General features: G+C 63.3%; 19 protein-coding genes. 3 read left to right on the top strand and 16 right to left on the bottom strand.

Annotated elements, in window-relative coordinates; all coding sequences use genetic code 11:
- The first annotated feature begins 81 nt into the window (after window positions 1-81).
- Window positions 82-900, top strand: a complete 819-nt coding sequence (locus NKJ26_RS03795) for a helix-turn-helix domain-containing protein (RefSeq protein ID WP_352693790.1) — start codon at window positions 82-84, stop codon at window positions 898-900.
- A 16-nt stretch (window positions 901-916) separates the two neighbouring features.
- Here the strand turns inward: NKJ26_RS03795 and NKJ26_RS03790 are convergent, their stop codons facing one another.
- Window positions 917-1,819, bottom strand: coding sequence for a DMT family transporter (locus NKJ26_RS03790; protein WP_352693855.1), 903 nt, complete (start codon window positions 1,817-1,819; stop codon window positions 917-919).
- 71 nt (window positions 1,820-1,890) lie between these two features.
- On the bottom strand, window positions 1,891-4,197 hold the full coding sequence (locus NKJ26_RS03785) for a xanthine dehydrogenase family protein molybdopterin-binding subunit (RefSeq protein ID WP_352693788.1): 2,307 nt from the start codon (window positions 4,195-4,197) through the stop codon (window positions 1,891-1,893).
- 150 nt (window positions 4,198-4,347) lie between these two features.
- Here NKJ26_RS03785 and pepN point away from each other — a divergent pair, with 150 nt between their 5' ends.
- Together pepN and NKJ26_RS03775 are read left to right on the top strand one after the other, a co-directional pair.
- A complete protein-coding gene (gene pepN, locus NKJ26_RS03780; protein WP_352693786.1) occupies window positions 4,348-6,993 on the top strand; it encodes an aminopeptidase N in 2,646 nt (881 codons plus the stop codon).
- A gap of 194 nt (window positions 6,994-7,187) precedes the next feature.
- On the top strand, window positions 7,188-9,509 hold the full coding sequence (locus NKJ26_RS03775) for a PAS domain-containing sensor histidine kinase (RefSeq protein ID WP_352599612.1): 2,322 nt from the start codon (window positions 7,188-7,190) through the stop codon (window positions 9,507-9,509).
- Window positions 9,510-9,552: 43 nt separating this feature from the next.
- Here the strand turns inward: NKJ26_RS03775 and NKJ26_RS03770 are convergent, their stop codons facing one another.
- The 14 genes from NKJ26_RS03770 to NKJ26_RS03705 form a co-directional block, all read right to left on the bottom strand.
- Window positions 9,553-10,041, bottom strand: coding sequence for an EF-hand domain-containing protein (locus NKJ26_RS03770; RefSeq protein WP_352693784.1), 489 nt, complete (start codon window positions 10,039-10,041; stop codon window positions 9,553-9,555).
- A 150-nt stretch (window positions 10,042-10,191) separates the two neighbouring features.
- On the bottom strand, window positions 10,192-13,146 hold the full coding sequence (locus tag NKJ26_RS03765; protein ID WP_352693783.1) for a bifunctional [glutamine synthetase] adenylyltransferase/[glutamine synthetase]-adenylyl-L-tyrosine phosphorylase: 2,955 nt from the start codon (window positions 13,144-13,146) through the stop codon (window positions 10,192-10,194).
- Window positions 13,146-14,621, bottom strand: coding sequence for a sensor histidine kinase (locus NKJ26_RS03760; RefSeq protein ID WP_352693781.1), 1,476 nt, complete (start codon window positions 14,619-14,621; stop codon window positions 13,146-13,148). Before NKJ26_RS03760 ends, NKJ26_RS03765 begins: the two co-directional genes overlap by 1 nt.
- Window positions 14,622-14,629: 8 nt before the next feature.
- Window positions 14,630-15,304: a response regulator transcription factor gene (locus NKJ26_RS03755; protein ID WP_352599604.1), complete on the bottom strand. Its 675-nt coding sequence runs from the start codon at window positions 15,302-15,304 to the stop codon at window positions 14,630-14,632.
- A gap of 352 nt (window positions 15,305-15,656) precedes the next feature.
- A complete protein-coding gene (locus NKJ26_RS03750; protein ID WP_352693778.1) occupies window positions 15,657-17,204 on the bottom strand; it encodes a Do family serine endopeptidase in 1,548 nt (515 codons plus the stop codon).
- A gap of 131 nt (window positions 17,205-17,335) precedes the next feature.
- Window positions 17,336-17,803, bottom strand: a complete 468-nt coding sequence (locus tag NKJ26_RS03745) for a cytochrome c-type biogenesis protein (RefSeq protein ID WP_352599600.1) — start codon at window positions 17,801-17,803, stop codon at window positions 17,336-17,338.
- On the bottom strand, window positions 17,800-19,791 hold the full coding sequence (locus tag NKJ26_RS03740; protein ID WP_352693776.1) for a heme lyase CcmF/NrfE family subunit: 1,992 nt from the start codon (window positions 19,789-19,791) through the stop codon (window positions 17,800-17,802). The genes NKJ26_RS03745 and NKJ26_RS03740 overlap by 4 nt, the downstream gene beginning before the upstream one ends.
- A gap of 32 nt (window positions 19,792-19,823) precedes the next feature.
- Window positions 19,824-20,267: a cytochrome c maturation protein CcmE gene (gene ccmE / locus NKJ26_RS03735; protein ID WP_352693774.1), complete on the bottom strand. Its 444-nt coding sequence runs from the start codon at window positions 20,265-20,267 to the stop codon at window positions 19,824-19,826.
- Window positions 20,268-20,275: 8 nt separating this feature from the next.
- Window positions 20,276-21,412 carry a c-type cytochrome biogenesis protein CcmI gene (gene ccmI / locus NKJ26_RS03730; RefSeq protein ID WP_352693772.1) on the bottom strand — a complete coding sequence of 379 codons (1,137 nt, stop codon included), beginning with the start codon at window positions 21,410-21,412 and terminating at the stop codon, window positions 20,276-20,278.
- Between the two features lie 129 nt (window positions 21,413-21,541).
- Window positions 21,542-21,979, bottom strand: a complete 438-nt coding sequence (locus NKJ26_RS03725) for an RT0821/Lpp0805 family surface protein (protein WP_352599759.1) — start codon at window positions 21,977-21,979, stop codon at window positions 21,542-21,544.
- 187 nt (window positions 21,980-22,166) lie between these two features.
- Entirely contained in the window at window positions 22,167-23,600 is a 1,434-nt protein-coding gene (locus tag NKJ26_RS03720) for an ATP-binding protein (protein WP_352599590.1), read from the bottom strand.
- Window positions 23,584-24,249 (bottom strand): response regulator transcription factor, encoded by a 666-nt coding sequence (locus NKJ26_RS03715; protein WP_027022797.1) that lies wholly within the window; start codon window positions 24,247-24,249, stop codon window positions 23,584-23,586. The genes NKJ26_RS03720 and NKJ26_RS03715 overlap by 17 nt, the downstream gene beginning before the upstream one ends.
- A 69-nt stretch (window positions 24,250-24,318) precedes the next feature.
- On the bottom strand, window positions 24,319-24,618 hold the full coding sequence (locus NKJ26_RS03710) for a hypothetical protein (protein ID WP_352599587.1): 300 nt from the start codon (window positions 24,616-24,618) through the stop codon (window positions 24,319-24,321).
- Window positions 24,619-24,884: 266 nt separating this feature from the next.
- Complete coding sequence (locus NKJ26_RS03705) at window positions 24,885-25,292, bottom strand: DUF3168 domain-containing protein (RefSeq protein WP_352599585.1); 408 nt, start codon at window positions 25,290-25,292, stop codon at window positions 24,885-24,887.
- Window positions 25,293-25,332: the final 40 nt, after the last annotated feature.

Below are 25,332 nucleotides of genomic sequence, written 5' to 3'. Positions count from 1 at the left end.
TCTCCAAAGTTATGAAAATGTCCGCTCCCATGACCTCGCAGGTAATTGAAGTGCCGCCCCTGCCGGCTTAGTCATCCCATCATGACAACCATCCAAACCTCCGCCGGCAGCCTCATTCGCGAATGGCGTACGCGGCGTCGCATGAGCCAGCTCGATCTCGCCATGGAGGCCGAGATCTCGCAGCGGCATCTGAGCTTCGTCGAAAGCGGACGTGCGGCGCCCTCACGCGACATGGTGCTGCATCTGGCCGAGCAACTGGCGATCCCACTCAGGCAACGCAACCAGTTGCTGCTCGCCGCGGGCTTTGCGCCGAGCTTCGGTGAACGGCCCCTCACCGACCCGACGCTGGCGCCAGCGATGGTGGCGGTGGAGATGGTGCTGAAGGGACATGAACCGTTCCCGGCGCTTGCTGTCGACCGGCACTGGAACCTGGTTTCGGCCAATGCCGCCATCGCGCCTTTTCTTGCGGACGTCAGCGAAACTTCGCTGCTGACGGCACCAGTCAACGTGCTGCGCCTCAGCCTGCATCCAGGCGGCATCGCGCCGCGCATCGTCAATCTCGGCGAATGGCGGACGCATCTGCTCGAGCGTCTCAGGCACCAGAATGACGCCACGGGCGATCCGGTGCTGGTCGAACTGGAGCGAGAGCTGCGCAGCTATCCTTCCGGTCTCAAGGGCAGCCGGCCGGCGCCGGTCGAGCCGGACGCCATCGTCCACCCGCTCAGGCTTGCCCATGGTGACCAGGTGCTGTCGTTCATCAGCACCATCACTGTCTTCGGCACACCGCTCGACGTGACGCTGTCGGAACTGGCGATCGAATCCTTTTTCCCGGCCGACGAGCAGACACGGGCGGTGCTGGTGCGGCTGGCGAGCGAGCGTGGCACCATTTGGCCTCGTTGAATCTGGCTCGGCTAGATCAGCCCTGCGGCGGGGCCGCCTTGCGTGTGCGAGTGCGTTCCAAACCCAGCTGGCGTTCGCGCCAGATTATGAAGATGCCGGCGGCAACGACGATCAGGCCACCGGCCAGCGTGTTGAGCGTGGCGATGTCGCCGAAGACGAGATAGCCGACGACGACGCCGAGGATCATCGAGGTATATTCGAAGGGCGCCACCACCGATGCCTCGGCGTGACGATAGGCCGATGTCATCAGGATCTGGCCAAGGCCACCGCAGAAGCCGGCGGCGACAAGAAGAACCGCTTGCACCGACGTCAGCGCCTGCCAGCCGAAGGGCAGCGACAGCAGCGCCATGGCGCTCGCCGTCACCGAGAACCACAATACAATGGTCGCGGTGCGCTCGCTTTGAACGAGGTTGCGCACGAGCAGCATCGCGACGGCCGAGATCGCCGCCGCGACAAGAGCTGCAACGACACCGAGCACTTCCTGATCGTCGAGCGCCTCGTGCGAACTCAGCAGCGTCAGTTCGGGCCAGGAGATGATCAGCACGCCGACCAGACCGACGGCGACCGCGCTCCAGCGGTAAACGCGGATGGCTTCGCCGAGGAACATCGAGCTGAACACCACCACCAGCAGCGGCTGCGCATAGTTCAGCGTGATCGCCTCGGGCAGCGGCAGCCGGGTCAGCGCGAAGAAGCCAAGGCCCATCGCGCAGACACCGACGACACCACGCGCGATGTGGTTGAGCGGGCGCTTGGTAGAAAAGGCCGTGCCAAGGTTCCCCTTGAGGGCGAGGAAGCCGATGATCGGAAAGATGGCGAAAAAGGAGCGGAAGAACACGATCTGGCCCGCCGGCACCGTACCCGCCGCCTTGATGCAGGTGGACATGCAGACGAAGACCGCGACCGAGACGATCTTGAGCATGATGCCGGTGAGCGTGTCGTGCCCGACGGCATGATCGCTGGGCGCGACCGATGAGCTGACCGGACCTGCGGTCACGCTCCCGTGGCTTCCCGGATCGCGGCCCAGATTCGCGCCGGTGTTGCCGGCATCTCGATATGCCGGATGCCATAGGCGCGCCAGAGTGCGTCGGTCACGGCATTGAGGGCCGCCGGTGTCGCGCCGATCGTGCCCGCCTCGCCTGCCCCCTTGATGCCCAGCGCATTGGTTGTGGAAGGCACGTTGCGGGTCTCGAAATGGAAAAACGGGAAATCGTCGGCGCGAGGCATGGCGTAGTCCATGAAACTCGCCGTCAGCAGCTGCCCATCCTCGCCATAGACGGTGTCCTCGGTCAGCGCCTGGCCGATGCCTTGCACGACGCCGCCATGCACCTGACCGGCAAGCAGGAGCGGATTCACGGTGACGCCGAAATCGTCGACGATGGTGTAGCGGACGATCTCGGTGGCGCCGGTATCGGGATCGATCTCGACCTCGCAGATGTGGGTGCCGTTCGGATAAGTGCACTCGTCCTGGACGAACTCGCCGAACCCTTTGAGATCGTCCGGCGTCTTGGCGGCCTTGGCGATGGTTGAAAAATCGATCGTACGGTCGGTGCCGACGATGCGGGCAACTCCATCAGACAATTCGATATCGCCGGCCGAAGCTTCCAGCTCATCGGCGGCGATGCGCTTGATCTTGTTGGCCAGGTCCTCGCCGGCGCGCGAAGCCGAGACGCCGCCGAGCGGGATCGAACGCGAGCCTCCGGTGCCGCCGCCTGCCTTCAATTCGTCGGTGTCGCCCTGGCGGACATGGATCTTGTCGATGTCGAGGTTGAGCTTTTCCGACAGGAACTGCGCGTAGGCGGTGGCGTGTCCCTGCCCGTTGGTCTGGGTGCCGATCTTGAGCGTCACCGTGCCGTCGCCGTTAAGTTCGACAAAGGCTGGTTCGGAGCCGGGAAACGCGCAGGCCTCGATATAGGTCGCCATGCCGATGCCACGGATCTTTCCGCCTGCCTTCGCCTGCTCGAGGCGGTTAGGAAATGCCTTCCATTCCGCCTGTTCGATGGCGCGGTCCATATGGCCGACGAATTCGCCGGTGTCGTACAGGCGGCCGGTCTGGGTGCGGTAGGGAAACTGCTCGGGCCGGATGAAATTGCGGCGGCGGATCTCTTCGACGGGCAGGCCGAGATCATGGGCGCAGGCATCGACCAGCTTTTCGAGCAGGAACGCCGCTTCCGGCCGGCCGGCGCCGCGATAGGCATCGACCGGGCAGGTGTTGGTGTAGAGGCCGGTCACCGAAACGTCGAGCGCCTGGATATCATAGACCCCGGTCGACATGGTGACGCCGATGTAGGGAATAAAAGGGCCGTATTGCGAGACATAGGCGCCGATATTGGCGAGCAGGTTCACCCTCATGCCAAGGAAGCGGCCATCCTTGTCCAGCGCCATTTCGGCCGTCACCGCATTGTCGCGGCCTTGCGCGTCGGTCAAGAAGTGCTCCGTGCGGTCGCCGGCCCATTTCACCGGACGGCCGAGCCGTTTCGCCGCTTCGAGCACCAGGGGATGTTCGCGGTAGACGAAGCTTTTTGGCCCGAAACCGCCGCCGACATCCGGCGTGATGACGCGAATCTGACCCTTTTTGATCTTGAACAGGCCGGCCAGGATATACTGCATGGAATGCACGCCCTGCGACCCCGTGGTCAGCACGAAGCGGTTCTCCTGCGTGTTCCATTCGCCGATCGCCGAGCGCGGCTCCATGTAGTTGCAGACCAGCCGGTTGTTGACGAATTCGATACGGGTGACATGAGCGGCCTTGGCAAAAGCCGCCTCGGTCTTGGCTTTGTCGCCCATGTGGTAGGTAAATGCGCGGTTCGAGCCGAGTTCCGGCCAGACCAGCGGCGTGCCTTCCGCAAGCGCCGTCGCCGTGCCGGATGCGGCGTCCTCGGAGTCGTAGTCGACGTCGATCAGTTCGGCGGCATCCTGCGCCAAAGCGCGGCTGTCGGCGACGACGAAGGCAACGGCGTCGCCGACATAGTTGACACGGTCACGGCAGAGGATCGGAATGTCGCGGGTCGGCGCCTTGGTCCCGTCCGGCTGGTCCTGCATGACGCCGGACCTGAGGTCGCCAAGGTGCGCGAGGTCCTTGCCGGTCAACACCAGATGAACGCCGGGTGCCGCCTTTGCCGCATCGGTCGAACCGATGGTGAAACTTGCCTTGGCGACCGGCGAGCGCAGGACATAACCATGCAGGACGCCGGCTGGCTGAATGTCGTCGGTGTAGCGGCCCTGCCCCTGGATGAAGGCCGTATCCTCGCGCCGCAGCACGGATGCACCCATCCCGAATTTCGGAGTGACGATGGTCATGGATGCCTCGCGATGATGGAAAGGAAGGCCTGAAATAGGCTCTGCCGCAGTTTTGTCGAGGGACCGTTTCGTGTAAAGAGCGCGGGCTTCAAATTTTTTGGATCAGGCCCAACATGCCCGGTCGCTGGAAAAGACAGGAAAAGCCAGGGAATGCGTACCGACACCGGCCAGGTCTTCAAACTCGAGGACTATCGCCCCAGCGACTACCTCATTCCGGAAACGAACCTTGAATTCCGTCTTTCGCCAGACGCCACGATCGTCACCGCAACACTGACGGTCGAGCGTCGTGACGGCATAGCGGCATCGGCGCCGCTGGTACTTGACGGTGACGGGCTGGCGCTCAAGCGCGTCGAAATCGATGGCAGGAAAGCGAAGCCCGCGGATTTGCTGGCGACATCAGACCAACTGACCATCCTCACGCCGCCTGCCGCGAAACGCTTCCAATTGCTGATCGAGACCGAGTTGGCGCCGGCGGGCAACGAAGCGCTGATGGGCCTCTATCGCTCCAGCAACGTTTATTGCACGCAATGCGAGGCCGAGGGCTTTCGCCGCATCACCTATTTCCTCGATCGCCCCGATATCCTATCCGTCTACACCGTGCGGATCGAGGCGCGGCGCAACGAGGCGCCGCTGCTCCTGTCCAACGGCAACCCCGTCGACGGTGGGGACCTCGGCGATGGCTGGCACTTCGCGGTCTGGCATGACCCCTTCCCCAAGCCCTCCTATTTGTTCGCGCTGGTGGCCGGCAATCTCGGCAAGGTCGCCGACAGCTTCGTCACCCTGTCCGGCCGCAAGGTCGAGCTCGGCATCTATGTCGAGCCCGGCAAGGAGAAGCTGGCCGGCTATGCCATGGACGCCCTGAAACGATCAATGAAGTGGGATGAGGAGGCGTTTGGCCGTGAATACGACCTCGACGTCTTCAACATCGTCGCCGTCTCCGACTTCAACATGGGCGCGATGGAGAACAAGGGTCTCAACATCTTCAACGACAAATATGTGCTGGCTGATCAGGAGACCGCGACCGACGCTGATTTCGCCAACATCGAAGCGATCATCGCGCATGAGTATTTCCACAATTGGACAGGCAACAGAATCACTTGCCGCGACTGGTTTCAGCTTTGCCTGAAGGAAGGGCTGACGGTCTTCCGCGACCACGAATTCTCCGCCGACCAGCGCTCGCGGGCGGTCAAGCGCATCGCAGAAGTGCGCACGCTGCGCGCGCATCAGTTTCCCGAGGATCAGGGCCCGCTGGCGCATCCGGTGCGACCGCGCCGCTACCGCGAGATCAACAATTTCTACACGGCGACGGTCTACGAGAAAGGCTCCGAAGTGGTGCGCATGATCCGCACCATTCTTGGGCCGGATGCGTTTCGTGCCGGCATGGACCTCTATTTCGAGCGCCATGACGGCGACGCGGCGACAATCGAAGATTTCATGAAGGTGTTCGAGGATGCGTCGGGTCGCGACCTGTCGCAGTTCGCGCTCTGGTACCAGCAGGCAGGCACGCCAAACCTGACGGTCAGTTCGACGCACAATCCGGCTGCGCAGGAATTCACGCTCGAAATCGAGCAGTCGGTGCCGCCGACGCCCTCCGAAAGCCGCAAGCGGCTGATGCATATCCCGCTCGCCTTCGGCCTGATCGGCGCGAGCGGCAAGCCGGTCGAGTATAGCGGCGTCGAGGGCGCCAGCGTGGAGAACGGCGTCATCCATGTCCGCAAGCGCCGCCACATGGTGCGCTTTTCGGGCGTTGCCGAACGGCCGGTCGTGTCGCTCAATCGCGGTTTTTCGGCGCCGGTAACGCTTTCCATCGAACAGAAGGCCGACGACCAGTTCTTCCTCGCTCGCCATGACAGCGACGCCTTCTCACGCTGGCAGGCTTTCAACACGCTTCTAACCGATGCGCTGATCGCCGCGTTCCGCGAGATTCTCGGCGGTAAACGACCAGTGTTCGCGTCGCGACTGACCGAGCTTGCCGGCGGCATCGCCGGCGACGAAACGCTCGAGCCGGCCTATCGGGCACTGGCGCTGGCGCTACCCGGTGAAGCCGACATTGCCCGCGACATCGGCAGGAATATCGACCCTGATGCCATCCACACGGCCCGCGAGGCGCTGGCATTGGCGATCGGCAGCGCAAATCGCGACGTCTTTTCCAGCCTCCATGACGGCCTCGCCGACAAGGAAGCGTTCAGTCCTGACGCGGCAAGCGCCGGACGGCGTGCTCTTCGCAACGTCCTGCTGGACTATCTCTCACTGCAGCCGGGCGGTGCGGCACTTGCCACCGCGCATTTCCAGTCGGCGAGCAATATGACCGACCGCGCGGCAGCACTCGCCGCACTCGCGCACCGCCATCACGGCTCGTCCGAGGCCATCAAGGCATTGGCGACTTTCGAGACGCAATATGGGGCCGACCCGCTGGTCATGGACAAATGGTTCCAGATCCGGGCGAGCGTGCCTGGGCCGCAAACGGTCGAGACGGTGCGCGCGCTGACCAATCATCCGGCCTTCTCGATGGGCAATCCCAACCGGGTGCGCTCGTTGATCGGCACATTCTCCAGCGCCAACCAGACCGGTTTCCATCGCGCCGACGGCGAAGGCTACCGGTTCTTCGCGCAGACGGTGCTCGAGGTCGAAAAACGCAACCCGCAAGTGGCGGCGAGGCTGGCGACAGCGCTGCGGTCATGGCGTTCGCTCGAACCTGGCCGGCAAGCCAAGGCCAGGGAGGCTCTGCTTTCGATCGGCAATGCAGAAAACCTGTCGGCGGATCTGCGTGATATCGTCGAGCGAACGCTGGCTTAGCCCTTCCCTTTCTCTTTGCGGTAGGAAGGGAAAGGCGCGGCACCTTCGAAAGCGCGTTATTTTAGTCGATTTTTAATCTTTTTTGGCCGGACCACTGGACAAGGCGAATCACCTTTGATTCTTTACTGACGATTCGGAAGTGCGGTGTTTGCCGGATCACCAGACAGCATAGGCAAATTCGGGGAGTGCCATTTATGGCGAAGGCGGACGCGTGGGGCGCGCCCGGTGGGATAGCTTTTACGCGTCGCGAGACGCGAAGCGACGGCCTTGCCGGAAACACGCGGCTCATCGCCGAACCGGCCTACAAGCGGCTTCTGGCCGCCGAGCCGCTGCTGCGCCGATCGATACCGGCTCTCATCATCATCTTCCTGATGGTCATCGCGGCGCTGCGCGTCCTGTCGCTGATGAACGAGCGCGACGACGTGGAGCGCGATGCCAAGGCGATCCTCACTCTGGCGGCTGGCCAGCTGGCCAGTTCGCTTGCCACCACGTCGGATACGCTGCCAGGAGCCATACAGGATCTGCTGGAGACCACCAGCCGCCAAGGCGCTATGGGTCGCAGCCACGTGCTTGTCATCACCGACGACGCCTTCAAGATCACCGCAGTGACCCCGCGCTCGGTGCCCTGGCAGGGCCATTCGCTGGACGGCCTCGTCCAGGGCGGTCAGCCCCTGTTCATGTTCGGTGATCGCGCAGGCGTCATGGAGGTCAACATAGGCGGCCAGGACTGGTATGCGGCCGTCAGCCTGGCCAAGGACAGGAAGGGAGCCGCAGCAGCGCTGGTGCCGCAGGAAGCGGTCTTCGACGCATGGCGAAAAACCGTCTCGCTGAACGTCACGCTGTTCGTGCTGACAGCCGGCGTTCTGATCATCATTCTCTACGCCTATTTCGGACAGGCGGCACGCGCGCAGGCGGCCGACCGCATCTACCTTGAAGCGCATCAGCGCATCGACATGGCACTGGTTCGCGGCCGCTGCGGCCTGTGGGATTGGGACATGGTGCGCGGCAAGATGTACTGGTCGCGCTCGATGTACGACATGCTGGGCTACGAGCCATGCGACACGATGCTGTCCTTCGGCGAGGTCGACGAGATCATCCACCCCGAGGACGGCGACCTGTTCCAGATCGCCAACCGAATAGTCGCACGCGAGATCGACCAGATCGACCAGGTGTTCCGGATGCGGCATGCCGACGGTCAATGGGTTTGGATGCGTGCCCGCGCACAGGTCATGGATCCGGAGGCACCGGAGATCCAGTTGATCGGCATCGCCGTCGACGTCACCGAACAGCGCCATCTGGCGCTGCGTTCGGAGGCGGCCGATCTTCGGCTGAGGACCGCGATCGAGAACATCAACGAATCCTTCGTGCTCTGGGATTCGGCCCAGCGCCTGATCATGTGCAACTCCAAGTACCAGCAGGACAACGGGCTTTCGGATCGCGATGTGATGCCGGGTGTAACGCGCGCGGCCTTGGAAGAACGCATGCTGGCCTTTGCTTCGGAACGGCGCCTCGCCAACACCAATGGGTTGCAAGGCGGCGCCACTTTCGAGCGGCAGCTGTCCGACGGCCGCTGGCTGCAGGTCAATGAACTGAAGACCAGGGACGGCGGCATCGTCTCGGTCGGCTCCGACATCACCCAGATCAAGCTGCACCAGGAAAAGCTGGTCGACAGCGAACGCCGGCTGATGGCGACGATCCATGATCTCAGCCTCGCCCGCCGGGCCGAGGAGGAGCGCTCGCGCGAACTGGTCGACCTCAACCGCAAATACATGAAGGAAACCGAGCGCGCCGAGGCGGCAAATCGGGCCAAATCCGAATTCCTGGCCAACATGTCGCATGAACTGCGCACGCCGCTGAACGCCATTATCGGCTTCTCCGAGCTGATGGAGCAGGGTCTGTTCGGTCCGCTGGGATCGGCACGCTATGAGGAATATGCCACCGACATCAACAGCAGCGGCAAATATCTGCTGGGCGTCATCAACGACATTCTCGATATGTCCAAGATCGAGGCCGGCCAGTTCTCGCTGGACCGCGAACAGATCGATCTCGGCCCGCTGATCAGCGAAACGGTCCGCGTCGTCTCGCTTCAGGCGGCCCAGAAGGCGATCGCCGTGGAGACACGCATCGCCGACGCGTTGACGCTGTTCGCCGATCGCCGCGCGATCAAGCAGATCGTCATCAATCTTCTGTCCAACGCGGTGAAATTCACCGGTCAAGGCGGCCACATATCGGTCAGGGCCCGCAACACATCCGCGGCGCTGGTGCTGACGATCGAAGACAATGGCTGCGGCATCCCGAAGGAGGCGCTCGGCAAGCTCGGGCGTCCCTTCGAGCAGGTGCAGAACCAGTTCTCCAAAAACCATGCCGGATCCGGACTCGGCCTCGCCATCTCCCGCTCACTGGCTGAACTGCAAGGTGGCGCGCTGAAGATCCGCTCGACCGAAGGTGTCGGCACGATCGTGTCGGTGCGCATTCCAGTGAGAAAGCCGCAACCGGCGATCAGGGAAGCAGCCTGAACCAGGCTCCGGTTGACGTTGCCGGAGCCCGGGTCAGCCAATCTCACTGCATGCCGTCGTCGTCGTTGTCGTTGCCTTCGTCGCTCCACTGGCGGTGACGGCCAAAGCGGCGGCCCTTTGGCAGTTCGCCCTTCTCGATCTTGCCGTCATTGTTCCTGTCGATCATGGCGAATATCTTCTTCTCACGACCGGCAATGTCCTCGGTGGTCAGCGTGCCGTCGCCCTTGGTGTCGTAGCGGGCGATGATACGTTTTGCCATCCGCTCGAAACGCGCCTTCTCCAGCGCGTCGGCGAGTTGGGCGACGGTCAGCTTGCCGCCATTGTCGGCAACGAGCTTTTTCAGCCGTGCGTTCATGGCATCGGAAAACTGGTCGAAAGTGATGGTGCCGTTCGAATTCTTCATCGCTTTGTCGAGGCGCATCATCATGCCATCGCGCATTTTCGCGCTGGCATTGTTTTCGGCATAGGCGGTGGTGCCAACGGCGCCGGCAAGGGCTACGAAGGCAAGGGCAAGTTTGGTCGACTTTCTCATGGTCTTCCCCTGTTGCATCGTCACCCCCGATGCCAGAGCGGCGGATCTTCGATCCTGTCGCCGCTCCGTCTCTTTGTTCGAGCATCGGATTTCCCAAAACCGGTTCACACTTTCGGGTCCGATGCTCTGGCCGGAACAACCGCGTCGCGGTCATCCCGTGCGAAGCAAAAGATCAAAATCCTTCCTGACCTTTCGCGACGTCTCTTTGAGGTGTGCCTCCAGCACACCGAAATCCGGCAGGTCGGTGACGGCCAGAAGCAGATCCGAAAGCCCCGGCGGAACGTCGTCGCGTTCGAAGGCGCCGGTCAGGCACAGCCGTGTCATCTGGGTCAGCGCCAGATAAAGCGCATAGGCGTCGCCAAGCTCCTGCCTGACTCCGGCACCGGCAAAGCCAGGCGCGAGACGAGACAGGACCTCGGCCGTGCCGGTGGCACGCGGCCCGGCTTCGATCTGCCCGGTTATGACAGCCACCTGGGCGATGAATTCGAGGTCGATCAGCCCGCCGGGGATCAGCTTGATGTCCCACAGGTCGCGCGGCGGCTTTTCCTTCTCGATCATGGCGCGCATGTCCGAGGCCTCGGAGATCACCTTTGCCGCGTCGCGCGGCTGGCCGAGCAGTGTCGCGACCTCCGTTTCAACTTCGGTGCAAAGCCCGGCATCGCCTGCAACGGCGCGCGCCCGCGACAGTGCCATATGCTCCCAGGTCCAAGCCTCCTGGCGCTGGTATTTTTTGAAGGCATCTATATGGGTGGCCACCGGCCCCTTGTTGCCGGACGGCCGCAGCCGCAGGTCGAGTTCGTAAAGCACCCCCTCCGCGGTCGGCGCGGATACGGCCGATATCAGCCGCTGCGTCATGCGGCTGTAGTAGTGCGACGGCGCCAGCGGCTTTTCGCCATCGGACTCCTCGACGTCCGGATCGTGGTCGTAGAGCAGGATGAGGTCGACATCCGATCCGGCGGTCAGTTCACGGCTGCCGAGCTTGCCCATGCCGAGCAGCGAAACCACACCGCCGGCAACCCTGCCATGCCGGTTTTCGAACTCGGTCATCACGGCCTGCAACGCGGCCTCGATGGTGAGATCGGCCAGATCGGAAAAGGCGCGGCCGGCCCGGGCCGGGTCGATCGAGCCGGCAAGCAGCCGCACACCGATCAGGAATTTCTGCTCGGAGGCAAAGATGCGCAGCCGGTCAAGCACGTCCTCATAGGCTTTGTCGCCTTCGAGGAAGGCGGAAAGCCGTGCCGAGAGATAGGCTCGGTCCGGCAATTCGCTCAGCAAGGCCGGGTCGAGCAGGCCGTCAAAAACGTGCGGCCGGCGCGTGATGATCGCCGCCAGCCGAGGTGCGGCGCCCATGATCGTCGCCATCAGCTTGAGCAATGCCGGGTTCGATTGCAGCAATGAGAACAGCTGGATGCCGGCCGGCAGGCCGGCAAGAAACTCGTCGAAGCGGATCACGGCCTCGTCGGCCCGGCGCGTCTGGCCAAAAGAGCGCAGCAGCGCCGGCGTCAATTCCGTCAGCCGTTCGCGCGCCTCCGCCGACTGGGTGACGCGGTAGCGCCCGAAATGCCAGCCGCGGATGACGCGGCAGATGTCGCTTGGCCGCTGGAAGCCGAGACCATGCAAGGTCCGCAAGGTGTCGGGGTCGTCGACATCGCCGGTGAAGACCAGATTGCCGATGCCCGCCGAAAGCTCCGGCGCTGTTTCGAACAGCGCGGCATAGTGCCGTTCGACCTGCTGCAACGAGGCACGGAACGCTCCGGCAAAGCCTGCCGCATCGGCAAAGCCGAGCATGCGGGCGATGCGCTCCAGCCCTTCGTCGTCTTCCGGCAACGTATGCGTCTGCTCGTCGGCCACCATCTGCACGGCGTGTTCGACGCGGCGCAGGAACCAATACTGGCGGGCGAGCGCATCGCATGCGTCGGCGGTGATCCAGCCACGTGCCGCAAGCTGGCCGAGCATCGGCACGGTCTCGCGGCCGCGCAGTTCCGGGAAGCGGCCGCCGGCGATCAGCTGCTGGGTCTGGACGAAGAACTCGATCTCACGGATGCCACCGCGCCCGAGCTTGACGTTGTGGCCCTTGACGGCGATCTCGCCATGACCCTTGTGAGCGTGGATCTGACGCTTGATCGAGTGGACGTCAGCAATCGCCGCGTAGTCCATGTATTTGCGCCAGATATAGGGCTGGAGTTCCTTGAGGAAGGCAGTACCCGCGGCCAGATCGCCAGCCACCGGCCGCGCCTTGATCATTGCGGCGCGCTCCCAGTTCTGGCCCCGCGCCTCATAGTAGCGTAGCGCGGCTTCGACCGGGATCGCCAGCGGAGTCGAACCTGGATCTGGGCGCAACCTGAGATCGGTGCGGAAGACATAACCGTGCTCTGTGCGGTCCTGCAGAATACGCACCAGGCGTCGCGTCAGGCGCGAAAACAATTCGGTGGCATCGAGCGGGTCGACGACAGCAGGCGCTTCCGGATCGAAGAACACCACGAGATCGATGTCGGAGGAGAAGTTCAGTTCGTGCGCGCCGAGCTTGCCCATGCCGAGCAGGATCCAGCCCGATTGTCGGGACGGATTGTCGAGGTCGGGCAGCTTAAGCTTGCCCTGACCGTGGGCGTCACGCAGCAGGAAGTCGACGGCGGCGCGGGTGCAGGCGTCGGCAAGGTCGCTCAACCGCCGCACAGTCAGCGACGGTTCGGCCTCGCCTGCGAGATCGGCCAGCGCGACCAGGAAATGCGCCTCGGCCTTGCATTGGCGCAGCTCCATCATCAGGCCGGGTTCAGAGACCGCCTTGACCAGCGGCGACTGATCGACCGCAGCGCAGATCGCTTTCAGCCGAGCCTCAATTCCCTGGTCGAAAAGCCTGTCCAGGATCGCGGGCCGGCGACGTGCAATATCGCGCAGGAACGGCGACAGGTCGAAGACCGCGGCCAGGAAATCCTGGCGCTCCCCCTTGCCGGACAGGAATTTGCCCAACCGCGCCAACCCTTCTTCGCGGGCAACGGCAGCGATTTCGGCCAGTTCCTGGCGTGCCCGGCCTTCGTCGAGAGGGGCAAGCGTGGTCGCCGGCTTCAGCAGCCAGTCCGTCGCTGTCCGCTTGGCAACCGCCGCCATCAATGATCCTCCCGTGCGGGGAAACTCATGACCACGGACAGTCCAGGATTGCCCGGCAAGAGATCAAGCCGTCCGTAATGGAACGTCATGACCGCCTTGGCGAGGCTAAGACCAAGACCGGAACCCGGCTGTGAGCGGCTCTTCTCCAGGCGCACGAAACGTTCGGTCACCCGGGCGCGATCGGCATCGTCCGGGATACCCTGGCCGTTATCGGTGACGGAAAGCCTGATCTCTCCATTTGTGCGCTCGAGCGTCACCCGGACCGAGGGCTTGGAAGTCGAATCGGTGGAATATTTGATCGCATTGTCGACGATGTTGGACAGCGCCTGACCGATCAGCTCGCGGTTGCCGTCGACAACGAAGGCGCCGTTCACCTCGGCTTCCAACGAAACGCCAGCCTCTTCCGCCGCCGGCTCGTAGAGTTCGACGACATCGCGCACCGCCACGGCCAGATCGACGCGGCTGGTGCTCTCGGAAGAATATCCAGCCTCCAGCCGAGAGATCATCAGGATGGCGTTGAAGGTCTTTATGAGCTGGTCGGACTCGGTGATCGTGCCTTCCAGCGCCTGGCGGTAGTCGGTGATCCTGTGTTTTCCGGAAAGGGTTGCTTCGGCCCGGTTTCGCAGCCGGGTCAGCGGCGTCTTCAAATCATGCGCTATATTGTCGGAAACCTGCTTCAGACCTTCATTGAGCGTTGCGATCCTCGCCAGCATGGCATTGAGGTTCTCCGAAAGCCGGTCGAACTCGTCACCGGTCCCGGTAACCGGCAGCCTGCCGGAAAGATCCCCGCCCATGATGCGACGACTCGCCTCCGACACGCCGTCGATGCGCTTCAGAGCTGCGCGGCCGACGAAGAACCAGATCAGCAGCCCGCCGAGCCCCATCATGCCGAGCGCCAGCGTCAGGGCGCGGCGGATCACGGCGCGGAACCGTTCAGGCTCGCCCAGATCGCGGCCTACCAGCATGATCATCTGGTTCGGCAGCCGAAGCACCAGGGCAATGGCATTGTGGCCTTTCTCGCCCTGCGCCTGCGTTTCGTTCTGCTCGGGCTGCGTGGTTCCCTGCTCGGCGGACAGGTTGCGCTGGCGCTCGAGTTCTCCCTCGCCAAACCGCTGGTAGGAGAACGGATTGCTGGTCCAGCCTTCATCGTCGAGAACGCCCGGCTCCAGGCTCTGCACGTTGCCGGTCAGGACCTGGCCGTTGGCATCGGCAATCAGATAGAGATTGGCGCCGGGCTGGCGCGAGCGCTGCTCGACCACGCGCACCAGCACCGGCAGGCCGCCGCGCTGGTAGGCCCGGGCCAGACCGAGCACTTCGTCGTTGATGGTCTCTTGCGTCTGCGCGGTCAGCATGCGCGCCGACAGCGAGGTCATGTAGAAGACAAGCAGCACCGCGCAGAGCGCGAATAGCAGCAGATAGAGCGCCGAAAGCCGCGCAGCCGTCGTCTTCATGATGGCGGGCACGGAAAGGGCCATGCCGCCGCCTAGCCGCCCTTCAGCATGTAACCGGCACCACGAATCGTATGCAGGATGGGCTTGTCGAAACCTTTTTCGATCTTGCCGCGCAGCCGCGAGATGTGGACGTCAATGACATTGGTCTGGGGATCGAAATGATAGTCCCAGACGTTTTCCAGCAGCATGGTGCGCGTCACCACCTGGCCGGCATGGCGCATCAGATATTCGAGCAGGCGGAATTCACGCGGCTGCAGCGTGATCTCGCGCGACGCGCGTCGCACCGAATGCGACAGCCTGTCGAGCTCGAGATCGCCAACCCTGTAGACGGTTTCGGCCTCTTTGGCGCTGGCGCGGCGGTTCAGCACCTCGACACGTGCCAGAAGTTCGGAAAAGGCATAGGGCTTGGTCAGATAGTCGTCACCACCGGCGCGCAGGCCGGTGACCCGGTCGTCGACTTCGCCCAGCGCCGACAGGATCAGCACCGGCGTGGTGTTGCCCCTGGAGCGGAGACCGGCAATGACCGACAGGCCGTCGCGGCGCGGCATCATCCGGTCGATGACCATCACGTCATAGTCGCCGGTGTCGGCAAGCGCGAATCCGGTCTCGCCGTCACCGGCGACATGCGCGGTATGACCGGCTTCGGTGAAGGCTTTCTGCAGATAATCCGCAGCTTCGCGATCGTCTTCCATGACGAGAATCTTCATAGGGCCGTTATACGCGATTTCGCTGGAAGGTTGAGTGGCTAGCATCTGCATTTAGCCTTTGCCAAAGCGCATCGCGATCAAGATGATCCGGACCATGCGCGACAAAATCTTTGTTCTCCGGTGTCGTTACGCCGGGCATTTCCAATTCCGGGGCATGCCGCCATCCCGAAATCACCGCGATCCTCGGTCAGCCCCGAGGCGGCTTGGCCGGATCATTGATGTGCGGCAGCGGGCGATGGGAAGCCCGCTGCCGTCGGAGGAGAGCACGATGACTGACTAACGTGCCCGGCTCCATGCTCTTCCATGCGGCGGCTCGGGGGTGTTCAAACCGCCGCATCGGAAAACTCGCTGGTCACCCCTTGGCGACGGGCAGTGCGACGAAGCGATTGGTGTCGTCGCGGGTTATCTGCATCAGCACGGCCTTGCGCCCTGATTTCACCGCTTCGGTCATTGCCTTGGAGACATCGTCGGTGCCGTTGATTTCCATCGAATTGACAGCGGTGATGACGTCGCCCGGCTGGATACCGCGATCGGCGGCATCGCTGTCGGGATCGACATCGGTCACCACCAACCCCTTGCCGTTTTCGGACTTGGTGACGGTGAGACCGAGATCGGCCAGCGTGTCGGGCTTTGCCGGAGCGGCGGGCTGCTGCTGCTCGGACGACGCCTGCTTGTCGCTCGAGGGCAGTTTGCCGAGATCGACCTTGACCGTCTGGCTCTTGCCGTCCCGCCACACGGTGACATCGACCGACTTGCCAGGCGAGTAGGCGCCGATCAGCCGAGCCAGTTCCTTCGGTGAGGCAACATCCTTGCCGTCGACCTGGGTGATCACGTCACCGGCTACGATACCGGCCTTCTTGCCGGGACCATCGTCCTGTGCACTGGACACCAGTGCGCCGTTCTGGGACTTCAGGCCAAGCGATTCGGCAATGTCCGACGTGACCGGCTGGATCTCCACGCCAAGCCAGCCGCGCTGCACGGCGCCGTTCTTCGTCAGGTCCTCCACGACCTGCTTGGCGGTCGAGGCAGGAATGTCGAAGGCGATACCGACGCTGCCGCCGGAAGGCGAGAAGATCGCGGTGTTGATGCCGACCACCTGACCGTTGAGGTTGAAGGTCGGGCCGCCCGAGTTGCCGCGGTTGACCGAGGCGTCGATCTGGAGGAAATCGTCATACGGGCCGGCGCCGATGTCACGGCCGCGCGCCGACACGATGCCGGCGGTTACGGTGCCACCGAGACCGAACGGGTTGCCGACGGCCACCACCCAGTCGCCGACGCGAACCTTGGAATCGTCGGCGAAATCGACATAGGTGAACTTGCCGCCACCCTCGACCTTGAGCACGGCGAGGTCGGTGCGCGGATCGGTGCCGACCAGCTTGGCGTCGAGTTCCTTGCCGTCATTGGTAACCACGGTGAAGGCGCTGCCCTCTTCGACGACGTGGTTGTTGGTTACGAGATAGCCGTCTTCCGAAATGAAGAAGCCGGATCCCTGTGCCACCGGGCGCGGCTGATCGTTGTTGTGGTCGCGGCGTCCAAACCGGCGGTGACCATCATCGTTCTGGCCGCCTTGATCGCCAAAGCCGCGGAATTCCTTGAAGAAGCGGCGCAGCTGCGGATTGTTGGGAAGATTGTCGAGACCGTCCTGATCGTCGGAGCCGTCATCGGCCGTCGGCTGCATCTTGGCCTTCACCTTGACACTGACCACGGCGGGCGAAACCCGCTCGACGACGTCGGCGAAACCAGGAACCTGCGGAGCCTCGACACGCACAGCATCGGCCAGAACAGGGCCTGTCCCACTGGTCAGCGCGCCAACGCCGATCGCGCCGGCGACGGCGACGGAAGCGGCGGCGGCCAGGAGACGCTTGCGGGTGCGGGAATATGAATTGGGGGCGATATTCATGGGTCTCGTATCCTCTTGCAAAGGGACGCGCCTTAATCGGCATCCTCGGAAGAGAGAATTAGAGAGGCGTACATTACGGCGCCATTTCCGATACATGAAACTTTGGTAATGTTTGCAGGCCACCGCAGCCGTCAGTCACGGTGCAGGATCGCGTCCAACGCCGTCTGTTCTTCGGCCGACAGGGATTTTGTCGCCAGATTCCGGCGCGATCGCGCGCCCAGCAAAATAAACGCGCCACCCACCAAAAGCAGCAGGACAGGCGTGCCCCAAAGCAGCGCGTTGCGCAGATCGAAACGGGGCTTCAGCAGCACGAACTCGCCGTAGCGCGAAACCACATAGTCCATCACCTGCTGATCAGTGTCACCGGCGGCGAGGCGCTGACGCACCAGGATACGCAGGTCGCGAGCGAGGTCGGCGTCGGATTCGTCGATCGACTGGTTCTGGCAGACCATGCAGCGCAGGCCTTCGGACAGCGCGCGAGCCCTCGCCTCCAGCGCCGGGTCGGCCAGCATCTCGTCGGGCTTCACCGCTTGCGCCGCGCCGGAGAAGAGCAGCGCCAGCAACAGGACAAGCGAGGTCAGCGAAAGCCTTGCGTTCATGACGTGCCCGCGGGTGTAACGGCGCTCGCCTGCTTGCGGCGGCGCGATGGCGCGCCGACGCGCAGGCGCCTGTCCATCAGCGACATGGCCGCGCCGGCCATCATCATCAGGCCACCGCCCCAGATCAGCGTCACCAACGGTTTCCACCACAAACGCACCACGACCGAGCCATCCTTGCCCTCGTCGCCCAGCGAAATATAAAGCTGGGAAAGGCCAAGGGTCTTGATGCCGGACTCCGTCGTCGTCGTCTGGCGCACCGGATAGAAACGCTTGGCGGAGCTGATTTCGCCGACAGCATTGCCGCTGACACCAATCAGTTCGAAGCGGCCGCGATCCTCGCTGTAGTTCGGTCCCTGGGCAGGATAGAGCCCGACGAAACGTATCGTGCGGCCGGACAGTTCCACCGTCTCGCCGGCACGCATCGAGAGGATCCTTTCGGTGCCGAAGCAAAGCGTGCCGACGATGCCGAGCACGGTCAGGCCGAGGCCAAGATGAGCCAAAGCAGTGCCGAAGACCGAGCGCGGCAAGCCGAGCAGGCGCCGCAACATGACCTTCGCCGCAACATTGCCGAAGCCGGATTTGACCGCAAGATCGGTGAGCGCGCCAAGAATCAGCCAGACGGCAAGGCCCACGCCAAGCGCCGCGAACACCGAAGCACCATCGATCAAAAGGGCAGTGACCAGCGTCGCCAGCAAGGCGGCCCCGAACGCCACCATCAATCGTTGCGCGACAGCGAAGACATCGCCGCGTTTCCAGGCGAGCAGCGGTCCGAACGGAACCACAATCAGCAGCGGCACCATCAGCGGCCCGAAGGTCAGGTTGAAAAACGGCGCGCCGACCGAGATCTTGTCGGCGGAGAAGGCCTCGACTGCGAGCGGATAGAGCGTGCCGACGAGCACGGTGGCGGTAGCCGTGGTCAGGAACAGATTGTTGAGGACAAGCGCGCCTTCGCGCGAAATCGGGTGGAACAGGCCGCCGGCGGCCAGCCGCGAGGCGCGCAGCGCAAACAGCGCCAGCGAGCCGCCGATGAACAGCATCAATATGCACAGGATGAAAATGCCGCGCGTCGGATCGGTGGCGAAGGCATGGACGGAGGTCAGGACGCCCGAGCGCACCAGGAAGGTGCCGAGCAGCGACAGTGAAAAGGTAAGGATGGCGAGCAGCAGCGTCCAGATCTTCAGCGCCGAGCGCTTTTCCATGACGATCGCGGAATGCAGCAGCGCGGTGCCCGCCAACCACGGCATGAACGAAGCGTTCTCGACCGGATCCCAGAACCAGAAACCACCCCAGCCAAGCTCATAGTAAGCCCAGTACGATCCCATGGCGATGCCGCCGGTCAGGAACATCCAGGCGACCAATGTCCATGGCCGCACCCAGCGCGCCCAGGACGCGTCGATGCGGCCTTCGATGAGGGCGGCGACCGAGAAGGAAAAGCAGATCGAAAAGCCGACATAGCCGAGATAGAGCAGCGGCGGATGGACGGCGAGGCCGAGATCCTGCAGGACAGGGTTGAGATCGCGGCCTTCGATCGGTGCCGGATTGAGCCGTACGAAGGGATTGGAGGTTACCAGGATGAACAGGAAAAAAGCGGCGCCGATGGCGCCTTGCACGGCAAGCACATTGGCGCGCAGCGTCGCCGGGAGGTTGGAGCCGAAAGCAGCGACAAGCGCGCCGAAGAAGGTCAGGATCAGCACCCAAAGCAGCATCGAGCCTTCGTGATTGCCCCAGGTTCCGGTGATCTTGTAGATCAGCGGCTGCAGCGAATGCGAGTTCTCCCAGACGTTTTCCAGCGAGAAATCGGAGCTCGCATAAGCACTCGCAAGCGCGGCAAAGGACAGTGCCGTCAGGGCAAAGCCGGTCACGGCGACGGGGCCGCCGACGGCCATCAGGCGCTGGTTGTTCAAGCGCGCGCCAAACAGCGGCACGATCGTCTGCACCAGCGAGAGCGCAAACGCCAGAACCAGGGCGAAATGTCCGGTTTCAACCATGCCCGTAATTCACTCCTATTTCCCTGCCGCGGCTACTCACTCTTGCTCTCCTGCCAGACACCCTTGGCCTTCAGGCCGTCGGCCACCTCCTTGGGCATATAGCGCTCGTCGTGCTTGGCCAGGACGCTGTCGGCAACGAAAACCCCGTCCGGGCCGAAGGTGCCTTCGGTGATGACGCCCTGCTCCTCGCGAAAAAGGTCGGGCAAGATCCCGGTATAGGTGACCTTGACCGTTTTGTGCGTGTCGGTGACCGAAAAGGCGACCGTCGCCCCCTGCCCGCGCTGGATGGTGCCTTTTTCGACCAGACCACCGAGCCGGATGCGCTGGCCGGGCTGGACGCTGGCGGTAGTGAGATCGGCCGGCATGTAGAAATAAGACGCTTTCTGGCCGAGCGCGTAGAAGGTCAGCCCGGTGGCGGCGCCGAGGAAAGCCAGCCCACCCGCGATCACCGACAGCCGTTTCTGCTTGCGCGTCATGTCAGGTCCTACTCCGTCGCCGTCAGGCCGAGCGAGGCGGCGAACGCGGTGAATTTCTTTGCTTCGTCACTGTCGGCTCCGAAGACGGCAATAGCGCGACCCAGTGCGTCACGCGCCTGATCGGGCTTGCCCAGCACGACATAGGAACGAACGAGCCGCATCCATCCTTCCGGATCGCGTGGATTTTGCCGAAGTTTCTCGCCGAGACCAGCCACCATTGTGTTGATCATGGCCTCCCGATCTTGCGGCGACATGGAGGACGCGGCGTCGATATCCGCGGCATCGGGCCCTTTCGCTGCTTCGCCGGCGGCCATTTCGGGGTTGCCGGACTTGGCCAACGCCTGCTCGACAGCCCCGCGCCATGGCGAATCTGGCGGCAGCTTGCCCAGCATTGCCTGCCAGGCGGCAACCGCTTCCTTGACGCGGCCTTCCTGTGCCAAGGCGACAGCCAGGTAGAAGCTGGCTTTCGCATTGGCCGGATCGAGCTTTTGCGCCGCTTCGAAGGCCTTCTGTGCATCGGCCGAAACAATGCCCCCTGCCGCACCGGCAATCGCCTCGCCAAGACCGGCCTGGCGGACGGAGCTGTCGCCGTCGAGGCGAATAGCGTTGCGATAGGCGGCCACCGCGTCGGAGAAGCGCTGCATGCGCAGATAGACCGGCGCCAGTACGTCCCAGCCCCTGCCATCGGAAGGATTGGCGGCGAGATGGGCTTCCGCGCGCGCCACCAATTCGTCGACCGAACTGTCGGCTGGATTCTTGGCCAGCCGCTCGCTCAGCGGCTGTGACGGCAGATCAGGCGAGCCAATCTTGGCGTAGAGACCCCAGCTGACCAGCGGCACCACGAGCACCGCCATCGTCGCGACAAGCTTTGCCGCGACCGACGCCCGGCTGGTGGATGTCTTGCCGGCCGAACCGCTATCGAGGCGAAGGATGCGGCGGGCGATCTCGGCGCGTGCCTCGGTCGCTTCCGCCGGTTGGATCAGGCCACGCGCGGCGTCGCGGTCGAGCTCGGACAATTGATCACGATAGACTTCGAGATCGTGATCGCGGCTCGACGACAAGCCCTTCGCGCCGCCGGCCAGCGGCAGCAGCACCGCCAGGCTCGCACCCAGCGTGAGAATTGCGGCTATGACCCAGAACAGCATGGTTATTCCAATAACGGCAGAGCTCTGCCCTGCCAACACGGGCGTCCTGCGACGCTTTGACGGCAGCCACGCCTGATGTCCTTGATCGACGTCAACCCGGGCCGATCTCGGCTGGATCCGGCCAGAGCGTCAGGTCAACGGCGTCCAGCTGCCGTCGGCGTTGCGGCAAGCGGTTCCGCGGGCCGTCACCCCGGCCCCGCCGGTGAATACGGTCTGCGTGTACTGGCGGCAATCCTGCGAACCGACGCGGTAGGGCTGGGCCGGAACCACCTCGCCATAACGCGAGGCCTGGGCGCCCTTCCACGTCACCTTCTGACCGCTCGTCGTGTATTCGAGCGCCTTGTATTCAGCCTCGAGCGCGCTTCGCTTCTCAGCATCGCTGAGGCCGCTGCCAATCGATCCGCTAACGAGGCCACCGCCCATCGCGGAAATGATCGACGTGGCAACCTTGCCACCGGAAGGAGGCGTCGAGGCCGGCGTCGGCGCAATCGTGGGGCCCTTGCCGCTCAAGGTGGTGCAGCCGGACACGGCCAGCAATGCGGAAATAAGCGCGACGCGAATCTTCATGCCAACAACCGGTTTTCTTGAGTTGAAGCCTGCCATGGATGAGCCGGGTGCCGCGTCATCGGGGAAGTGGGCGTGGCCATAGTGTTGATATTTGTCGGAAATTTGGCCGCTGACAGCCGATCATGGACCAATCGAAATGCCGCCATAACACGCGCCATGCATCGATGTCGATTGGCTTGGGAAAGCATCATTGAAGGCTCCGCAGCCGCACCACGGCCTTCAATCCGCCCATGCCGGACCGTTCGAGCGCCAGAACGCCCCCATATTCGTTGACGAGGTCGGCCACGATGGCAAGTCCCAGGCCCGTTCCCGGCTTTGTCTCGTCCAGGCGCCGTCCCCGCTTCAGCGCTTCGCGCGCCTTGTCCTCGGGAATGCCCGGGCCGTCGTCCTCGATGCTGATCTCGAACAGGCTGGCGGGGTCGTCCTTGCCGGTCGAAGGTACGACCGACACCGACACCGCGCCTTTTGCCCATTTCATCGCGTTTTCGAGCAGATTGCCAAGCAGTTCCTCCAGGTCCTCGCGCTCACCAGCAAAGACGATCTCGCTGGGCGGCAGCGACAGCGACAGACTGGTCTGCGGGTTGAGCTTTTGCAAAACCCGCACCATGCGCTGCACCAGCGGCGCCACAGGCGTGCGGTAGACGACGCTGTCGCGTTGCGCCGCGACGCGGGCACGTTGCAGATAATGATCCACCTGTTTCTGCATGGAAGCAGCCTGATCGGCGATCAATTGCCCCTTGGCGCCGCCAAGCGCGCGGCCCTCGTTGAGCAGCACCGCGAGCGGTGTCTTCAACGAATGGGCGAGATTGCCCACCTGGGTCCGGGAACGCTCGACGATGCGTTTGTTGTTTTCGATCAATGCGTTGGTTTCATTGGCTAATGGTTCTATCTCGGCCGGAAACCGCCCATCGAGTCTTTGCGCGGTACCCTCGCGTACCATGGCGAGTGCGTTCCTCACCCTGCGCAGAGGCTGCAGGCCAAGCAGGATAGCGATCGCGTTGATGGCGATCATGCCGACGCCGAACAGGGACAGATAAGTCAGCAGCCGGCCCTGAAAGGTGGCGATCTCCTGTTCGAGTTCGCTCTGGTTGCCCATGACGCGAAAACGGGCGGCGCGGTTCTTGGCGTCGAGAACGAATTCGCTTTCGAACACTTCGAGTTGCTCGCCGTCGATGCCTTCGGCCGCATAGCTGCGCTGGAAGCTGGAGTTGAAAGGCACCTCGGCAACGCTTGGCGAAGGGATGGTTTTGGTCATCGAGGATGAATGAAGATCGCCATGCACGCCTTCCGAGGCGGGTTCCACCGACCAATACCAGCCCGAACCCGGCTCCGAGAACCGCAGGTCGCCCAGATCGGGCGCGCCGGTGAGCGCTCCCGTGTCGGAAATGCCGATGGAGCCGATCAGGTTGAACAGATGTGCCGAAAGCAGGCTGTCGAAGCCCCGCTCGCTGGCCTGACGGTAGAGCGTGGTGATCAGGGTGAAAATAACCACCAGGGTCAGGATCGCCCAGACCGTGGAAAAGGCGATCACGCGGAACGTCAGCGAACGCGGCCACGAACGCAGCGAAAGCAACGTCCTTACGGTTGGTTTGAGCGGTTCCGAGTTACGCCTCCGGCTCACGCATGCGGTAGCCCATGCCGCGCACGGTTTCGATCATGTCGATGCCCATCTTCTTACGCAGCCGCCCGACAAAGACCTCGATGGTATTGGAATCGCGGTCGAAATCCTGATCGTAGAGATGCTCGACCAGTTCAGTCCGCGAGACGACCTCGCCCATATGGTGCATCAAATAGGCAAGCAGGCGGAATTCATGCGACGTCAGCTTCAGCGGCATGCCATCGACATCGGCCTTCGATGCCTTGGTGTCGAGACGCAGCGGTCCGCAGGTCAGTTCGGACGAGGCATGGCCGGCGGCGCGCCTGATCAGGGCCCTGAGCCTCGCCAACACCTCCTCGATGTGGAACGGTTTGGTGACGTAGTCATCGGCGCCGGCGTCGATGCCGGAGACCTTGTCGCTCCAGCGGTCGCGCGCCGTCAAGATCAGCACAGGCATCTTGCGACCGCCGCGCCGCCAGCGTTCGACCACGCTGATGCCGTCCATCTGCGGCAGGCCGATGTCGAGCACGACGGCGTCGTAGGGCTCGGTGTCGCCGAGGAAATGGCCTTCCTCGCCATCGAAGGCGCGGTCGACGACATAGCCGGCATCGACCAGCGCATCCGCTATCTGCCGGTTGAGATCCTTGTCATCCTCGACGACGAGTACGCGCATGCGGAGTTCGATACCTGTTGAAGAGCTAGGCAGATATAGGCCGATTCCAGCCGCTGGGAAACGGCAGGGTCAGTTCTGCGGAACGACGATTTCGGTACGGCGCGGGCGTTGTCCGTCCTTACCCGGGACAAGCACGACAATGACGCAGACCGGCTGGCCGCCGCGTGTCGACTGCGAGGCCTTGGCCAGCGTTCCGCCATTCTGTTCGGCTACCTGTTGGCCGATGGCATAACAATCGGACGCAGCCAATACGACCGGGCTCGACTGGTCGGGCGCGATGACCGGCATCGCCATCGCCTGCGACGCGAACAGCCCGGCAGCACAGAGCGCCAGTGTCGCGGTTCGGAAGTGGGAGCGAAGCGTTTTCATGTCCGGCGTTGTAACGCATCGGTGCTGAACGTGAAATGAACGGTGAACGCCATCAATAACATGCCCGCTACACCCCTGAAACGCGAGACAATCGATCGGAATCCGCCGCCCACCCGGCGAAACCCGAAGACGGCAGTCTAGATCAATTCCGGGAAAAGTGTGAAGCGGTTTTCCGTCCGGAATTGCGTCGAAACAAAGAGATAGAGTGTTCGGCGTTTCGTGAAACGTGAACCGCTCTGGACCCCATTCCGGCAACATTGACAGCGTCAGGCGCTTTCCTGCGTCAATGCACGAAAGCGCAGCATCCCATGGTGGACGAGGAGCTCCTCGTCGTAACGGGCCTCGGTGAATTCCAGCGACAGACGCGTCTGACCGCGAGGACCTATCACCAACACCGCGTCGGCGAGGCGAGCCTCGATGGCGTCCATTATGGCAAGCGTTTCGTCCTCGCCCTGGGCTTTCGACCAGACATGCAGCGTGATCAGCTGATCGTCGCTGTTCTCGGCACCCGTATCCCAGTCAAAGGCGCTGGTCTGGCCGCAAGTCACGTAGGGAAAGGCGGCATTGTCGGTTACCCGTTCGAGCAACCCAGCGCCACTCAGCAGCGCCGACAGCGGTGCATCGCTTTTGAGCCTCAAAAACAGTGCCTGCTGCAAATCGCCGGGCGCGGTCATCGTCCTTGTCCTCTTGCCAGTGCGGTGGCGACCGGTGCTG

Source organism: Mesorhizobium sp. M0152, assembly GCF_040322415.1.
GTDB lineage: Bacteria > Pseudomonadota > Alphaproteobacteria > Rhizobiales > Rhizobiaceae > Mesorhizobium.
This window is presented reverse-complemented; position numbering and strand designations above follow the sequence as displayed.

Excerpts from the sequence above, each read along its gene's own strand:
- NKJ26_RS03795 (WP_352693790.1), top strand. The coding sequence starts at position 82 with ATGACAACCATCCAAACCTCCGCCGGCAGCCTCATTCGCGAATGGCGT.
- NKJ26_RS03790 (WP_352693855.1), bottom strand. The coding sequence starts at position 1,819 with ATGCTCAAGATCGTCTCGGTCGCGGTCTTCGTCTGCATGTCCACCTGC.
- NKJ26_RS03785 (WP_352693788.1), bottom strand. The coding sequence starts at position 4,197 with ATGACCATCGTCACTCCGAAATTCGGGATGGGTGCATCCGTGCTGCGG.
- pepN (WP_352693786.1), top strand. The coding sequence starts at position 4,348 with ATGCGTACCGACACCGGCCAGGTCTTCAAACTCGAGGACTATCGCCCC.
- NKJ26_RS03775 (WP_352599612.1), top strand. The coding sequence starts at position 7,188 with ATGGCGAAGGCGGACGCGTGGGGCGCGCCCGGTGGGATAGCTTTTACG.
- NKJ26_RS03770 (WP_352693784.1), bottom strand. The coding sequence starts at position 10,041 with ATGAGAAAGTCGACCAAACTTGCCCTTGCCTTCGTAGCCCTTGCCGGC.
- NKJ26_RS03765 (WP_352693783.1), bottom strand. The coding sequence starts at position 13,146 with ATGGCGGCGGTTGCCAAGCGGACAGCGACGGACTGGCTGCTGAAGCCG.
- NKJ26_RS03760 (WP_352693781.1), bottom strand. The coding sequence starts at position 14,621 with ATGGCCCTTTCCGTGCCCGCCATCATGAAGACGACGGCTGCGCGGCTT.
- NKJ26_RS03755 (WP_352599604.1), bottom strand. The coding sequence starts at position 15,304 with ATGAAGATTCTCGTCATGGAAGACGATCGCGAAGCTGCGGATTATCTG.
- NKJ26_RS03750 (WP_352693778.1), bottom strand. The coding sequence starts at position 17,204 with ATGAATATCGCCCCCAATTCATATTCCCGCACCCGCAAGCGTCTCCTG.
- NKJ26_RS03745 (WP_352599600.1), bottom strand. The coding sequence starts at position 17,803 with ATGAACGCAAGGCTTTCGCTGACCTCGCTTGTCCTGTTGCTGGCGCTG.
- NKJ26_RS03740 (WP_352693776.1), bottom strand. The coding sequence starts at position 19,791 with ATGGTTGAAACCGGACATTTCGCCCTGGTTCTGGCGTTTGCGCTCTCG.
- ccmE (WP_352693774.1), bottom strand. The coding sequence starts at position 20,267 with ATGACGCGCAAGCAGAAACGGCTGTCGGTGATCGCGGGTGGGCTGGCT.
- ccmI (WP_352693772.1), bottom strand. The coding sequence starts at position 21,412 with ATGCTGTTCTGGGTCATAGCCGCAATTCTCACGCTGGGTGCGAGCCTG.
- NKJ26_RS03725 (WP_352599759.1), bottom strand. The coding sequence starts at position 21,979 with ATGAAGATTCGCGTCGCGCTTATTTCCGCATTGCTGGCCGTGTCCGGC.
- NKJ26_RS03715 (WP_027022797.1), bottom strand. The coding sequence starts at position 24,249 with ATGCGCGTACTCGTCGTCGAGGATGACAAGGATCTCAACCGGCAGATA.
- NKJ26_RS03710 (WP_352599587.1), bottom strand. The coding sequence starts at position 24,618 with ATGAAAACGCTTCGCTCCCACTTCCGAACCGCGACACTGGCGCTCTGT.
- NKJ26_RS03705 (WP_352599585.1), bottom strand. The coding sequence starts at position 25,292 with ATGACCGCGCCCGGCGATTTGCAGCAGGCACTGTTTTTGAGGCTCAAA.